This is a genomic window from Pseudoalteromonas prydzensis (genome assembly GCF_001661495.1).
Lineage (GTDB): Bacteria > Pseudomonadota > Gammaproteobacteria > Enterobacterales > Alteromonadaceae > Pseudoalteromonas > Pseudoalteromonas prydzensis.
Genome location: NZ_BDDT01000001.1, coordinates 16,758 through 32,924 on the forward strand (window position 1 = coordinate 16,758; position 16,167 = coordinate 32,924).

General features: G+C 41.3%; 9 protein-coding genes. 5 read left to right on the forward strand and 4 right to left on the reverse strand.

From position 1 onward, the window contains the following. Positions 1–3: 3 nt before the first annotated feature. Together ygjK and A7968_RS00090 are read right to left on the reverse strand one after the other, a co-directional pair. Positions 4–2,373 (reverse strand): alpha-glucosidase, encoded by a 2,370-nt coding sequence (ygjK, locus tag A7968_RS00085; protein WP_064664550.1) that lies wholly within the window; start codon positions 2,371–2,373, stop codon positions 4–6. Beyond that, positions 2,363–4,126 carry an MFS transporter gene (locus A7968_RS00090; protein ID WP_064664551.1) on the reverse strand — a complete coding sequence of 588 codons (1,764 nt, stop codon included), beginning with the start codon at positions 4,124–4,126 and terminating at the stop codon, positions 2,363–2,365. Before A7968_RS00090 ends, ygjK begins: the two co-directional genes overlap by 11 nt. 65 nt (positions 4,127–4,191) lie before the next feature. On the opposite strand from A7968_RS00090, the gene A7968_RS00095 reads away from it, so the two are divergent. The 5 genes from A7968_RS00095 to A7968_RS00115 all read left to right on the forward strand — a co-directional run bounded on the left by A7968_RS00095 (position 4,192) and on the right by A7968_RS00115 (position 11,317). Then, positions 4,192–6,660 carry a hypothetical protein gene (locus tag A7968_RS00095; RefSeq protein WP_064664552.1) on the forward strand — a complete coding sequence of 823 codons (2,469 nt, stop codon included), beginning with the start codon at positions 4,192–4,194 and terminating at the stop codon, positions 6,658–6,660. Between the two features lie 273 nt (positions 6,661–6,933). Beyond that, positions 6,934–7,746, forward strand: a complete 813-nt coding sequence (locus tag A7968_RS00100; RefSeq protein ID WP_064664553.1) for a hypothetical protein — start codon at positions 6,934–6,936, stop codon at positions 7,744–7,746. Then, positions 7,747–8,787 carry an extracellular solute-binding protein gene (locus A7968_RS00105; protein WP_064664554.1) on the forward strand — a complete coding sequence of 347 codons (1,041 nt, stop codon included), beginning with the start codon at positions 7,747–7,749 and terminating at the stop codon, positions 8,785–8,787. Next, positions 8,787–10,286 carry an ABC transporter permease gene (locus tag A7968_RS00110; RefSeq protein ID WP_064664555.1) on the forward strand — a complete coding sequence of 500 codons (1,500 nt, stop codon included), beginning with the start codon at positions 8,787–8,789 and terminating at the stop codon, positions 10,284–10,286. The genes A7968_RS00105 and A7968_RS00110 overlap by 1 nt, the downstream gene beginning before the upstream one ends. Before the next feature lie 14 nt (positions 10,287–10,300). After that, a complete protein-coding gene (locus A7968_RS00115) occupies positions 10,301–11,317 on the forward strand; it encodes an ABC transporter ATP-binding protein (protein ID WP_064664556.1) in 1,017 nt (338 codons plus the stop codon). A 61-nt stretch (positions 11,318–11,378) separates the two neighbouring features. On the opposite strand, the gene A7968_RS00120 is transcribed toward A7968_RS00115, so the two are convergent. Both A7968_RS00120 and A7968_RS00125 read right to left on the reverse strand, forming a co-directional pair. Further along, on the reverse strand, positions 11,379–14,153 hold the full coding sequence (locus A7968_RS00120; RefSeq protein WP_084447939.1) for a collagenase: 2,775 nt from the start codon (positions 14,151–14,153) through the stop codon (positions 11,379–11,381). Positions 14,154–14,464: 311 nt separating this feature from the next. Continuing rightward, positions 14,465–16,003 (reverse strand): EAL domain-containing protein, encoded by a 1,539-nt coding sequence (locus tag A7968_RS00125; protein WP_064664558.1) that lies wholly within the window; start codon positions 16,001–16,003, stop codon positions 14,465–14,467. Between the last annotated feature and the right edge of the window lie 164 nt (positions 16,004–16,167).

Genomic DNA, 16,167 nt, shown 5'->3' on the forward strand with positions numbered 1-16,167 from the left:
TATTTAATCACACCACTTTCCTTGCTTTTGTACAATGAGTAGTAAATGCGCGGCACTCCAAGAAAAATTTGGCGCGCCTTGTTGCTCGCCTGTCAAAGGATTGTAATTTTCACGAATAGGCGCACTTGCTAATAAGCCATCAGCATGTGTAAGTAGTTGCTCGCTTAGCTGCTGCGCTTTTTCACAATAACCATAATGGCTCATTCCAACTAAACCAAAATAAACTTGGTCAAGCCATACTCTGCCACGCCAGTATATATCGGCCCCAAAGGCAGGATTGGTTAATGCGGCACTACCAAACGGCACATGGGTATTGAATTCGCGTGGATCCAGCATTGCATCAACCACTTGCTGCGCTTGTTCAACCGTGGCAACTTGATTAAATAACGCCGACCACCCTTCAGGACCTTTTCCACGCTTAATTAAGGGTTTACCCGCGCAACCATTTTCAAGCGGCTGCGGCGCAATTTCTATGTCGTAATAAAACCCTGTCGTTGTATCAAACATGCAACGGTTAATATAATCTCTTAATCGTGTGGCTTGTTTTAACAAGTAACTAGCCTGGCGAGGATAATTCAGCTCTTTAGCCATTTTACTTAAATAGCGATTATCTGCTGCCATATATGAAGCCTGATCGACTGATTCTTGCAGTAGTGAGTAGCCAATCAAACGCCCCGAGTTATCAAAATTTTGTGCAAAATCAACATGCCAATCAGCGGCTTGACCGCCATTTTTTATATACCTTGCGAGTTGTTCGCTGTTAATGAATCCAAACACCGCAGCGTCATCTCGACCAGACTCCCACGATGCAGCGGTTTGCGCAGGAATTTTTACTTGCCCTTGCGGGTTTGTTTTTAATGCATTTTGGTAGTTTGTTAGGCCACTGAACGCTTGCCAACCATTAGCTGTATTGACCTCAAATCGTAACTTGCCATCACTTGTATTGTGGGCTTTATCAACCGTTGCGCCATACTCTGGTACACCATTATTGTTGTGATCACGATTTGTTAACCACCAATGTCGATACGCAATCAGCTTTGCAAACATTTCCTCAAGCCATTGCTTATCATTTGTGTATTGATAAACTTGCCACACAGCCCAAGCGGCTAAGCTCGGTTTGGTATTTCGTTCATTCCAATTAATACCATCGCCACCACGCTCAGGGCTTAAATTGTAAGCCACTAAGTCTGGAATAAACCCAGCATCCCAAGGTCTTACAGCATCATTTGCGATTATTTGGTGTTCAAATACCGCATTGAGATTTTGCTTTGCTAGTTCTGGGTGAAAAGTCGCCAGAGCAAAAGCTTGCTTATAACCATCCCACGGCCAGGTTTGATTACCGGAAAACCAGCGACCCGTCACGGCAGGACTTACGGTATCAAACCCCACAGCACCGGCTTTACTACGCCAATTACCTATCAAGGTCTCTACACTTTTTACCGCCAATCGTTGATAGCTTAGATCGTTATTTAAAATGGGTCTGATCGCTTGTTCTATATAATGTTGCCAACGTTTTTTGCTGCCTGATAAGTAGTTCTCTGGTTGCTTTAGAATATCAGCAATCTTGACCTGTTCTCTCGCTACCTCTTGGCTATCCAACAGGTATGAGTAAGTAGTATAAAAAGTGTGATCACCAGCGATATTAGTGTCACTTACATAACTCAGCTTGCCGTGTGTGGTTTTAACCGGCAAGGTTTTATGTAATTGTAGCTGTGAGCTACCCGAGGTGAGTAGCTGGCCAAAAGCACGTACTTTACCAAAGCTCAACGTTATATTACCGTCTGTTACTTGCCACTTTGGCTGTAATTGTGGATATACCGCAAACGGTGAACGTGCATCTTTTACCTTGCCATTTTTAGCACTCATATGCTCAACAAGCTGCCCTTCGAACTGTAGAATAAGTGGCTTCTCGGTGATAATTTGGGTTTTCACCAAAGACGTACGATTTGTAACAAAACGCAGGATCAAGTTGATTTGCACCCCGTCTCCCCTAAGCTCTTGTACTAAAGCGCCAGGCAGACTGTATGCCTGCATAGTGAGCTTAACTTTATTAGCATTGCTAATTTCCCCACCTTTATAAACAGTGAGCTTTTCAAAATACGGAGCAATAAAATTAAGGTACTCTTCAGTTATAATAGCAGGCCCAGTGAACGCGCCGATATTTTCTTCAGTTGGCAACATATGCCCATGCCATGCGCCTAAATCAAAAAGTGGACTAAAGCGTTGATGCCCACCATGTTCAAAGTCTTGCAAGTAATAAGGGCTACCCACTCGATCTATTAAATTTCTATAATTAGCATCATTTGCATATATGCTCTGAGTGTAAAATGTGATTATTAGAAAGGTAAAAACACACACATATTTAAACTTCACGATTCGAATCCTTTTTATACCGTGCTAACAAATAAAAACCCAAGCCAGTTATCAAAGCAATAAAAGCAAACAATAACCACATCAGTTCAGGCTGTTGCCGAATTTTGACTAAGTAGCCGTAACTCCAGCCAGATAAAAAACCAGCAAATAAAAAACCAAGCGCCATAGAAACAAAGTAATAGCCCATAAACATTGCTGCATTACCTTTGGGGGCTATGCTCGCAACATACTCCTGACTTTTTGGGGAAGTTAGCATTTCGCCTAATGCAATCAATAGGATCACCGCGACAATGGTGGCTCCCCCCAAGGTTGACGCAAATAAATCTGTACTCATTAAGAGTAGTAGCAAGAACGCCCCTGCGGTAACAATTAAACCACTAATTAATACTGATATTACTTTAAAGTGTTGGCACTTAACGCTAACGATTATTTGTAATAATACAATAGCAGCAAAATCTAAGTTTATAAGGTATTCAGGGTTAATCTGACGGTAAACTAGCCAATTGGCAACGAGTTGGCGGCTCTGCTCCTCACTAAAATGTGATGTGTGTATATGCTCTATAAACAAAGCTATTTCATCAATTGGTACATTCACTTTTAAGTGCACCAGTTCTAAACGGATCTGTTCTAAGCTGACATCAGCTATGGGTATTGCACTGTACTGAGCTGCAAGAGCTTGCAATTTACTATGTAAAGCTTGGCTGTCCACATAGGCAAAAAAATCCACCGCGGACTGACCAAAAAAAGCCATAAAAGCTACCAAATCCTGCGTATCAATATAATCTCGAATAAACAGCGGTAAGGTATAGAAAAGTTGATTATAGACAGTCCAGAACCCTGTTAAAATAGCTAAGTAGAGGGCAAAATCGCGATTGCTCACTCGTACTGGTTGGTAAAACCATTGACTACTTTGGTTACTGCTAAGTGCTTTATCCCATATCCAATTTAAAGCCAACCAAATCGCGATAAATAAGAATGCCTGCGAGTAACTTAACCAGCTCACTCCTGCTGCCATTAGAATAACTACACTCACAAATAGCAATAAGGCGAAGCGGCTATTTCCCAATACGTGTTGAGCTTGTTGTAAAACCAATTTCAAACTGGTTTCATCACGTTCGCGGCTCGATTCCCGATAAAAAGCAAGGGGTATAAAGTTTATCAGGATCCATACCGCAGACATTATAAATACTGCGTCCCAGCTAATTGCTCGTAAATATCCAGCAACTAGAGGGCCTATAAAACCACCTAAATTAACCATAGTATAAAAAATACCAAAACCTAGACCACGGTTTGAGTCATTGGTATTTTGACTAATGGTACCAACAACCACAGGCTTAAAACACGACGCGCCAAATGCCACCAACATTAAAATCATAAAAAATGGCCTGAACTCAGTTACTTGTCCTAAAAAATAGTAACTAGGCGCCATTAATATAAATGAAGCAGCAAACATTTTTTTGTAACCATACCTATCTGCAAGTGCCCCGGTGATCACTGGTAACAAGTATAAAAAGAAAGGAATTATTCCTTGCACGGCTCCGCGCTGTGCATCACTAAACCCTACGCCACCTTGTTCTATAGGTGTGGTCATATAGACAGATGAAACAGCAAAGAAGCCATACCATGCTAAGCGTTCGAATATTTCCATGGTGTTAGCAATATAAAAAGCTAGACCAAAACCTTGCCAGCCCCCTTTCACAGTTTTACTAGGTTGCTTTGGCGCAGTGGATTTTAATGGTTGATTGTTATTCATAGTTTACTTTTTAAATTAAACACAGTATTTTATATTGCATACAATATACAAATAAAACAACCATAATGATAAAAAACATATTCTTTTTAATAACTCTCGCACTACTAACAGCTTGTGGCACTGAACAAAGTGATATTGCACAAGACACCACCATCCCCTTGGCCAAAGTAGATAAAACATTAAAGGCTGACATCTCAGTACAGGGCTATACCAGTACCATGAATAACATTGATATTGAGTTTTTAGGGCAGACAATCCCTTCGACTTACAGCGATGGTAAAATAGGGAATAGTCGGGGTTATAATTGGTGGATAAGTAAGCATTTCGCGCTAAAAAGCGATCTTCCTGAGGAAAAAGTCACCCTATATTTAGAGTTACTAGAAATGGCTTATCCCCATTATGTTGCTTTATTTGGCATGGAGCCACCTAATATTGGACGTCAACGCATTGCCGTAGTATATGGTAGTAGCCGCGCAAGGGTGCGTGAAGCAATGCTAGATGATGGTTTTTTACGTGGTGTTCATAAAACCGCTGGCGGTGAAACCATGTTTTATAATCGTGCTGGATATAACTTCCCCAGTCACCGAGAGCATCATCAACGTTATATTGTGATTCACGAAACCATGCATGCTTTTCACATGGCTCTTAATGGTCACTCAACCTGGGCTCCTAATTGGATCACAGAAGGTTTAGCAGACTCTGTAGCTCATCATGTTTACGATCCAAAACAAAAACAGCTCACCGTTATGGTGTTTGACCGCGCGCCCATGAACTATATTGAAACGGGTTTAAAACAATATTACAGTGCTAATAAACCCACCATTGAGCAAATAAACGATGATCCTGCACTCAAACGCGGGCTTAATTTCTTTATAATTCATTACCTTTTAAGTTCGCCCGAAAGAGCACAATATTTTGCCTATTTTTTAGAACAACTTAGGTTAGCAAACCCACATAGTGAAGCCACGCTGTCAACAGCTAACACACTACTTAAACAAACATTTAAAGATTGGCAAGCAATCGAACAAGGGTTTGCTGACTTTGTTAAAGAAATAAAACCGAGCTTTCATATTGTCTCAGGCCCATGGGAGCAAAATGGTAACGCTTATTGGTTAAGAAACACCGACTCAGATAAACTAGCGCGATTAGATATAAACCCCGCTAACACTGCTACTCACCCCGTCATGGATTTCCCTGCTCCCGCTAAACATGAGTTAATCAATATTGCCAATAACAACCAAGTTGCTGCTTTAATTGAATTTGAAGCTTCACACATACATCGAGGCGAAATAGGGATTGCTTTGCAACTAGCACGTAGCGAACATAATAAACAATACCGCACTACGTTTATCGGCACAGAACGCCCCAAAGAAGATCATTTGCTATCGTTTACAGTCATTGATGGTGAACGAATCGTTATTGAGAGTAGTCATAGCGAGGAATTGAAAACTTTACAAATAGCTTTAACACCTGAAATAAAACACGCTATAGCGCAAAATAATCTGCTTGGATTAAATATTGAGATAGACCAATCGCAGCTCAACATTACCGTAAAAGCTAAATATAATCAGGTCATTAAACAACAGTTTGCGATTCCTTTAACCAAAGCATTAAGCAAAAGCTTGGATGCTGAAAAAATAAGTTTATTAAGTAAAAATAATAACCATGCAATTACACCATACCTTTTTTCGCATATATCTTTAAGGCAAAGAGTTTCAGGCCATACACAGGTAACTAACCCTTGGTTATTTAAACAATCTAATTTACTGAGTCGCCTATTTAAAACCTGCCAACAGCACTTGTCTCAACTCAATAACTGCGACACTGAACTGAGCAATTTAATGGCCAAGATACCGTCAACTGAGCAACATACAAGTATTCATACCGAATTGACTTTAATTCTCCACCATTACATAAAACAATTAGGCCATAATGGATTTAAAACATTATCAGGTTTCGACTCACACATTTACTTTAATCAACAAGACGCTTTTTTAAGAGTTTATAATCCAAGCGACTTTGATCTAAAAATGTCTGCCGATGTAAGCTTCCTTAATGACAATAAAGAGATTATAAATACCCAACACATTAGCAACGTATTAAGCTCGGGGACGCACAACCTTGATTTAGTCCTTCCTAAAGACACGGCGCGCATTGTGGTAGAACAACAGCTACAGTGGCAATCACTAAACTATCAATCAACTTTACAGCAAACACTTCCCTTTTTTAATGGTGTAGAACTGACTGTAGAGCACAGTAAAAGTGATAAGGGTAATTGGTTATTCAATGTCACATTATCTGGGCCCTACTCAGGAAGAACCACAGGGACATTAACTTTGTCTGCCAACTCCTATGAACAAGCTATTGCGATAAATTCACAGCAACAGGCTGTCGAAATAGTCCCTTATGAAGACAAAACCTACCGCTTTGAATTAGCACCTAATCGCCTGCTTAACTTAGTAACCGTTACTGCGCTATTAGATGTAGATGGCGAAGCTATAAAAATAGTAAAACACGTTAAGCTAAGTCACTAAAATTATAAAACGTTTTAAGTTATGAGAACTAGCTTAAAACGTTTACTTACTTGCGCATTAATTAAAAAATAAGTGTATTATTTTGTTACTTTTGTTCAATATATCAACAACTGCACATCTAAACCCAACCCAAGTACCTCGCTACTTTCATTAAGCTATTTATTAATATAGAAAAAATAGGATTTTAAGTGTAAATTTAGGTATATTGCTTTTAATCATTTTTATCGATATGATAATGGCTATCATTTACAATTACCTTTCGGATCCTCAGTTATGAAAGCAGTATTCAAATCAGCTACAACTTTAGGTGTCAGCCTTCTTTTAATGTCAACATTTGTTGCACAACCTGTATTGGCAAATGGCCCAATTGGCGAACATGTAAATCACCTACAAGCAAATATTAAAGATTACTCTGAAGAAGTTGAATGGATGATCGGCAAAGTCGATACCATGGTCAGTGACTACGAAAGCAAAGGCGCTAAGGCCGTTAAAAGCGACGACCTAATTGAATATTGGGAATCAGTTAAATTCCACAGCGCAATTGAAACAAATTACGTACCTGTATACGCCTCTATCTGGCAAGGTATTTACGGCGTAAAAATGGCCATTGATAACAACAAGCCAGCGAGCGACGCTCGTAAGCAACAAGCTGCTATGAATGCCGCATTGTGGCAAGGCCTTGGCGCTGTTAAACTAGCTGCGCAATTCCAACAAAAAGGCTTGCTCGCAAACGTAAAAGCGACCGCAACAGCCGGTATGACTCAAAGTGCCACGATTGATGAAATTAAACATAAACTTGACCGTGTTGTTGCCAAATATGCAGAGCGCTTAAGCGATGAAGCCACCAACATTGTTCACGATACTTATCTGCACTTGTTTGAAGGTGTTGAAGGTACGCTCATCGAGCAAGATGCAAAACTTGTTGAAGTACTAGAAAAAGACTTTAACGTGACGCTACCTAAAGCAATTGCCGATAACAAAAGCGTTGATGAAGTACGCGATGTGATAACTGACATGCACACTAAATTAGACCGCGCAAAAGTATTACTCGAGAAAGCCGAGAAAGCACGTAAGGATGTATTTTAAGTGAAACGTAGGACCTTTATCCAAGGCCTAGCTGCGTTTGGGGCAATTGGTACATTACCATTGCCTTTGTCTCGCGCACTAGCAGCCAGCATTGCGAACCCTGTTTCTGTGGATGACTTACCTAAGCTAAAAGGTGAGCTGACCCTTTATTTAGGTCGTGGTGAAGGGGGATTATACGAAAATGTGCTACAAGCAATTGAGAAGAAGAACCCTGATTTTAAATTGGGTATTCGTCGCGGTCCTACGGCTGCGTTAGCAAATACCATTGTCGCTGAAGCAAAAGCCGGCGTTCGCAGAGCCGATTTATTTTGGGCTGTTGATTCTGGTGCGATTGGCCTAGTTTCTGATGCAGGCCTTGCACAACCAATGCCTAGTGATTTATCAGCACAGTTACAGCCACAATTTCGCTATAAAGATTGGGCTCCTGTAACAGGCCGTATCCGTACTTTACCGTATAACACGTCACGTTTAACAAAAGAGCAAATTCCAACCAGTATTATGGAAATTGCTGACAGCGACTTAAGTATTGGTTGGGCACCTGCCTACGCATCGTTTCAATCATTTGTCACCGCAATGCGTATTCTCGAAGGTGACGATAAAACAGCGAAGTGGCTGAAAAAAGTTAAAAAGCGCGCTAAAACCTACGCCGGTGAATTGGGTGTAGTGATGGCGGTTGAACGCGGTGAAGTGGATATTGGTTTTGCAAATCATTATTACACGCTGCGTTTAAAATCAGGCAAACCTGATGCCAAGCTTGATTTAGCCTTTACCGAGCAAGATGCTGGATGTTTAGTCAATGCTTCGGGCATTTTAGCGCTTAGTGAAGATCCACTTGCGACTAACTTTATGCGCTATTTATTAAGCACTGAAGTGCAAGGTTATTTAGCCCGTGAAGCGTATGAGATCCCACTCGTTAATGGTGTAGCATTACCAGAGGGGTTACCTGCTTTAACTAGTATCTCGCCACCGAAGATAGACTTAACTCAGCTCGCTGATTTACGGCCAACGATTAATTTGATGCGTAATAACGGCGTACTGTAATGCGATTACCCCCATCTTACCCAATGGCGCTGCTTGCAGCGCTCATTACGTTAACCCCTATTGTTATTTTAATTACGCTGGCCACTGATGCCAGCTCTTTGTTTGATAGCCATAATTTAAAAATTCTCGGCAATACGCTGTCATTAATGGTGCTCACTGTTATTGGCTCCATTGTGATCGGAGTGCCACTGGCCTTTATTAGTGCGTATGTCCATTTGCCTTTTAAAAAGCTGTGGCTAGTGTTTTTTGCAGCCCCTTTAGCTATTCCCAGTTATATTGGCGCCTTTACCCTTTACGCGGCTTTTGGCTCAGGGGGGGAGATCCATAACCTACTCGGCATTGAACTGCCCTCGATGGATGGCCTCAGTGGCGCCGCAATTGTTATGACGCTTTACACTTTTCCATTTGTGATGATGACTACCCGCTCGTCATTGCTCAGTCTTGATGCAAGCATGGTTAATGCCGCCCGTACCTTAGGCATGTCGATGACCGAAAGTGTGTTTAAAGTTATTTTACCGCGAGTGGTCAATGGTATTGCCGCAGGTTCATTATTAGTTGCGCTGTATACCTTGTCAGACTTTGGTACGCCAGCGATGATGCGCCTTGATACCTTCACTCGGGTTATTTATGTTGAGTACAACTCCTTTGAACTAAGCCGCGCTGCTATGTTATCTTTACAATTATTAGTGATCGTTGGTTTTTTACTGTTGATTGAATCACAAATAAAAACCGCCAGCGAACGCCACGGCCGAGCGTTAATGTTATTCCCTAACAACTGGCAACTCGGGGCCATGTTTGCTATGTTTGCGCCGGTTTTATTGTTAGCTATCGGCTTACCACTGGCGATATTTTCACTGTGGCTCGCCCGCGATGGCTTTAGCTCATTTGATTTTAGTATTGCGTGGAATTCAGCGTATGCATCGGCTATCGCTGCCGTGGTGGCTGTCATAGTCGCAATACCTGTGGCGCATGCCGCTCTCAGTGGTAAAACCGGTCGCATTATGGAACGGGTCACTTACTTTGGCTTTGGTATTCCAGGCATAGTGATGGGTACTGCCTTAGTGTATGGCGGCCTGCAATTGCCATTTTTATATCAAACCTTAGGATTATTAATTATTGCCTATATGCTGCGCTTTTTACCTTTAGCCGTAGGCTCTGTACGTACCAGTACCGAACACCTTGACCCGAGCTTAGTGAAATCAGCGCGAGTCCTCGGTGCCAGCCCTCGCGAGGCCTTTACCCGAATTACCTTACCACTGACAATGCGTGGTATCATCGCAGGCGCCGCTTTAGTGTTTTTAGAGTCAATGCGTGAATTAGAAGCCACGTTATTACTTGGCCCCACTGGCTTTGAAACATTATCAACTTATTTGTGGCGTGTTTATGAAGCGGGCTATTTTGGTCGTGCCGCTATTCCAGGGTTATTATTAGTGCTGATCTCTGCCTGCGGTTTAGCTATTATGATGTCTGGCGAAAAACGTAACCAACCCGAACACTGAGGATTTAAATACAAATGCTATCTGTAAGTCAGTTGTCTATAGATTATGGCAGTAACCGTGTAGTAAGCGATCTAAACTTAGCGCTTGGTGAAAGCGAAATCCTCATGCTAGTAGGCCCTACCGGCTGTGGAAAAAGTACTATTTTACAAGCTTTGGCTGGGCTTATTCCGATCAGTGCAGGAGAAATAAACTTAGGTAAATGGCGTGCAACACCAAAGCTCACAGTCCCTCCTGAAAAGCGCAGTGTCGGTATGGTATTTCAAGACTTTGCGTTATTTCCTCATTTAACTGTTGAGCAAAACATTTGCTTTCGCTTAAAAGACACCGCTATTGCTGATCATTGGATCACCTTACTTGGTCTTGAGGCATTTCGTAATAAAAAGCCGGCCACCCTTTCAGGCGGACAAAAACAACGCGTCGCCCTTGCGCGCACGCTTGCCCATCAGCCTGACTTTGTATTACTTGATGAGCCACTTTCAAACCTTGATGCGGCACTCAAAGATATGCTGCGCTGGGATATCCGCAATGCCCTTAAAAAAGCCGGCGTACCGGCAATTTGGGTCACTCATGATCAAGAAGAAGCTTTATCAGTTGGCGACCGTGTTGGCGTGCTCGATGGCGGTAAGATCCAACAAATTGATAGCCCAGAACGTTGTTTTAGCATTCCTAACAACCGCTTTGTTGCGCGTTTTTTAGGTGAAGCAAGTTTTATTCGCGGCCAATTTGCGAATAACCAAGCGACCACAGCAATTGGCAATGTACCCGCTCACGGTGTTGATTGCCAGCAAGGTGACGTAGACGTGTTACTGCGCCCTGACGATGTGATGCTAGTGCAAGGCGAGATTGGCAATAATGGGGTAGTTGTATGGGTGCGCTTTGAAGGTGGCAGCCGCTTATGTGCGGTAGAACTTAGCTGCAAAACCGTTGTGACAAGCCGAGTAAGTCATGAGGTAGTAGTCAGCCCTGGCGATAAAGTACATGTCTCTTTAAGTACCTCTCACCCGTTAGCTGTCTATAAGCGCGAAGATTAACAAAAAAAGCCCATTTTCATGGGCTTAGGGTAGGAATTTTATTCCTTAAAATAAAGTGTTATTAACGACAGCCTTGGCTATTAAAATCAACTACCAAGCTTGCGCCATTACTATTTCCTGCGACTTTTAAATAACCCCAGTATTCATTTTGAGCAGAAATATAAATACATTCGCCATTGCCACTATTATTCGAATGAGCGATTTCATTACTACCATTTGGCCAACCACTGGCGGCATAACTTAAGCTGACATCACCACTACCATTAGCGCTGGTTATAGCAATCCCATTTTGGCTTTGCACATCAGCAATGCTAAACCACATCGGACCGCTATTACCTAAGCAAATCACTTCGCCATCATTTAAACGGCCATTGCTGCGACTCCCTTGAGTAGCGCATACGTCTGGCACATTAGCGGTTGCTTGCGTAAACGATGCTGTTAGCTGAACATTATCAAACGCATTATAACCGCGTAACATTATTTGATATGTGCCTTGTTGGGCTGGTTCAATAACACATTGCTCATTATTGCCACCAAGATAAGGGCGGCAATCGTAAACAGCTTCACTAGGTGTGGCTTCATAACTCACATATAAATCTGCATCACCTGTGCCGCCAGCAATGTTAAACATGAGCTCACTTGCGCCTTGCGACACTTCGAAAGTGAAGTACTGCAGTTCATCCTGCTGGCCACTCACACTAATTGATTGACCATTTTGAAGTACGTCATCTTCACCACTGCTGTCTTGATCGATACTCGCGGTTGTCGTCACCGATGTACTGGCACCTTCGTTATCAACTACCGTTAAACCAACGCTGTATTCTCCGGCACTGGCATAAGTATGAAGAGGGTTTGCTTCATTAGATGTACTGCCATCACCAAAGTCCCATTGATAACTTGCAATAGAACCATCACTATCTATACTGCCGCTGCTGGTAAAGCTTATTTCATTGTTTTGTACACCGGAGTAAGGGCCATTTATTTGCGCTGTTGGCGCACTATTGGTTGGTGTACCCGCAACTAAATCATCGCACCATTGTACAAATTCATTCTCGTAACTATTAGCCCATTGGTCTGTTTTAGCCTTATAAGCACTCCAATCACCCACTCGAGTATGAGCAAGCATGGCATTTACTTCATCGTTATGGCGTTCAAACATAAAACGTACAGCTAAATAACCCCAACGGTAAATTCGATCTTGATCAAAACCATCATAAGTAGTGGCAAAAATTTGCGCTAATGTAAATCGTGAGCCATCACTAATAGTTGCTTTTGCTGCATCATTGTTATTTAAATTAGCAACGTATTCTGCAATACCTTCTGACCACCAGACAATATCTTCAGTGGGTGAGTTAAAATTTCCATATAAATCGAAACGACCATCTAGATAATGCACATATTCGTGTTCTAAATTCCATACATAATGCTCTGCGTTGGCATAACTTGCTTCATAGGCAATAAAGTTTGCTTGATTACCTACTATCGCAGGATTACCTTCTAAATACATCCCACCATTATTGGTATCAATACCAAATATAGCTCCCGCATATTTACCGTAATCGTCACTGCTATCGAAAATATTAACTTGTAAGAAGCTGTTGTTATCATCCGCAACAGGGGTATTATTGGTCGCCAGTTTATTATGAAATAACCCCTCTTCAGCGCCCATTGCATCACACGCTGCTGCATGCTGAATTGCGGTCATGTTTTGTGAGCGAATTTTAATAGTACTGCTACAGCTATAACTTTGAGATAAGGCTTGTGCAATTAAATCATCAACAAAGCCACATATACCATAATCATTACAATCAGCGTAGTAGCTTACTGAATCTGCTGCTGCAAGCCATACCGCATCACCATAACCAAAGCTGCTATAGGTGCTAAAAATTGCCTTTAAGCCATTATCCACACTGGTTTGTATCGCGGTGCCTGAATACTGTTTTAATCTTGCAAGTTCACTGGCCGCATTAACAATTAAATACTGTGCATCAGATCCAATCATCCACTGCTTTTGAGTAAATGCACTGAGCTTAGCGACGAGATCGTTATCTGTGCCAATTGCAGTTACGAATGCATCATTCCACTGCCCGCGGTAAAGCAAAGTAAAAATACCATTTACAGCGCTGCGCATATTCCATTTTGCTGCGTAGCTTTCATTAAATCGGGTTAGCCATTGCTTAACAACATTCAAATAACGATGCTGTTGCTCTGCGCTATCCATGGTAATGATGACTTCAGAAAGTGTTTTACCATGACCATCATTGTCATCATAAAAGTGGCTATTGTTTACAAAGGCATCAATTGCACCAATAACTGCGGGCGTTACCCATGTACTAAAACTTACACTATCGTTATAAAATTCAACATAAAAACCCGCGCGTAAGTATAAAAATAGCGCCTCTAGCTCAATATCCCCGCCGCCAGCGTAAGTCTGTGAGAGCGACTTAGCATGATTGGCTACGGCATACATATTATCAGAGCTAAACACTTGCCCCTGAATTGACGCAGGGGCGCTAAATAGCTGATTAACACAATTAGTTCCCTGGCTTTTAAGCTCAGTAATAATGCTGCTAGTACTAGCATTAGCAAGTGCAGTTAAGTCACAGCTCACTGTGGCTGCTTGACTACGCATCATCACATTACTTAATTGTTGCGGTTGTGTTTGTAACTGGGCAATGGGGGCTTTGTCATTATGGTGGAGCTCAACACCATGATGATGAGCACGATCGACAATCGCTGTTTGTGGCGTAAACAAACGCTCATTAGTGGTGTTTGCAAGCGCCATTGTACTTGCTCCAAGTATCGGTAGCGCCAGAATCAATGTATTAATTTTCATAATTTACCTTCGATAATTTTTATTATCTCAATCCAGAACGGGTTATTGAGAGTATAGTTTGTAACATTTATTTATCATTGTATACAATATATTTTATATAACTTTAACGAATATCAATATATTTGTTTTAGAAAAATAATAAAAATCAATTCTTTATAATTACATTCCGACTACTTCTAAAGACCTGAAATATACTCATAAAAAGAATGGATTAACGGTGTGAATAACCTGAGCTCTGGATAATCAATATATTAGTAAACATCTTAATCAGAGTTCAGGCTAAATAAGAATAGAGTCAATATGGTTGGGTATTAGGAGTTTTTTTGGGTACCCATAAACTGTTTAAATTGTTTTATTGGCATGGGTTTGCCGTATTTCCAACCTTGACCATACTGCACACCCGCCGTTTTTAAAATAGCTTCTTGCTCTTGCGTTTCAATACCTTCAGCAACACAGGTATAGCCAAGCTTGGTTACTAGCTCCATAATATTTGGGATCATTGAAGCTTTTAAGCCTGCGGTAGCAATATCTTGTACAAAGGTGCGATCAATTTTAAGTTGATGAAAACTTAAATTTTGCAAATTAGCTAAATTAGAATAACCGGTGCCAAAATCATCAATTGATAGCGTAAACCCAGCATCAGCCAAACTTTGTAAATGGCTATGGGCAATGTTTGAATCGAGGTATTCATCTTCGGTGATCTCTAAACAAATACTAAACCGAGACTCGAGTAATGCTGGCATGTGGATCAGTTCTGATAATCGACCTTGTTGAACATCATACGGAAAAATATTTACCGAAACCTTAAATTTATCAGGCAGCTCTTTAGCTTCACTCAGCTCGTGTAACATGGTGGTGATCATGGTTTGCGTAAACAGCCATGTTTGTTGATGCTTACGAATTAAAGGAATAAATTCATCGGGAGTAAGCGCGCCAAACTTATCTTCAAACCGCGCTAAGACTTCGCAACCAATCACCTGTTGCGTTTGTAAATTTATGATCGGCTGATAAGTCCAGTAAAAAGAATGTTGATGTAATCCTCGACGTACCCTACGCCATGTTGAACGTTTGGTCGCCAGATAATAATTTGCCATTAAACCGGCTGATAAGCCCGCTAACACACATAATGTAAGACAGATCAAGAACAGCATACGTTTTTTGCTAATGAATTCCCGCCATGGCGAAAATACTGCAACACAATAGTTCGGGGTCACTTGGCTACAGAGCGTTAAACTCTCATACGGTAACACCATAGATGAGCTTACTTTTTTATACACGCCTTCAGTGCCGGTTAAGTGATTAATCGTCTGATCACTTTTGAAAAATACCTGCCAAGTCTTAGCATGCACGCTGTGTAAATCAATTTTAGAGGGTTGAAGGATGACGTTATAATTATGTTGGCGCACAATAACGACCTGCATAATACGCTCAGGAAATAAGATCAGAGAAAATTCTGGAGCGAACCTAACTCGCACTCCATCACGTTCAATGTAATCAGGAGCTCTATCATCAAGTGGATTTGCGAGTATGCCATTGCCTGCAGTACAGACCAACTTATCGTTTTGAAAAAAGCCGATATCAACCACATAGGTTGCGTCAAACAATGCTCTACGCATAGCCAATAGTGTACTGTCATTGCATTGCGTATAATTATACGCATTTAAACTAGACAGTAACTTTTCCCGTTCAGCATCAGCAGCATCAATATGGTTAATTAATAACTTTGCATCGGTCTGTATTTGCTGGCCGAGCCGTTGCCCTGCTAAGCTCGCTATAATAACAACGCCAAAAATAAACACGAGAAAACCAAATAACCCAGCAAGCAATGATTTTTGTTGGTACTTTTTCATGAAAGCTATGCCACTATCCCATTATTATTGTTATTATCGTATGTTAAAGTTTAGGTTATTTGATACTTTTTAGCTATCCAGCAATGTAACATTTTAATACAAAAGGAAAGGATAGCTTTAAAATCAAGTGGTTACAACGCTACGCACACCATGAAATCAATCCT

Excerpts from the sequence above, each read along its gene's own strand:
- A7968_RS00090 (WP_064664551.1), bottom strand. The coding sequence starts at position 4,126 with ATGAATAACAATCAACCATTAAAATCCACTGCGCCAAAGCAACCTAGT.
- A7968_RS00095 (WP_064664552.1), top strand. The coding sequence starts at position 4,192 with ATGATAAAAAACATATTCTTTTTAATAACTCTCGCACTACTAACAGCT.
- A7968_RS00100 (WP_064664553.1), top strand. The coding sequence starts at position 6,934 with ATGAAAGCAGTATTCAAATCAGCTACAACTTTAGGTGTCAGCCTTCTT.
- A7968_RS00110 (WP_064664555.1), top strand. The coding sequence starts at position 8,787 with ATGCGATTACCCCCATCTTACCCAATGGCGCTGCTTGCAGCGCTCATT.
- A7968_RS00115 (WP_064664556.1), top strand. The coding sequence starts at position 10,301 with ATGCTATCTGTAAGTCAGTTGTCTATAGATTATGGCAGTAACCGTGTA.
- A7968_RS00120 (WP_084447939.1), bottom strand. The coding sequence starts at position 14,153 with ATGAAAATTAATACATTGATTCTGGCGCTACCGATACTTGGAGCAAGT.
- A7968_RS00125 (WP_064664558.1), bottom strand. The coding sequence starts at position 16,003 with ATGAAAAAGTACCAACAAAAATCATTGCTTGCTGGGTTATTTGGTTTT.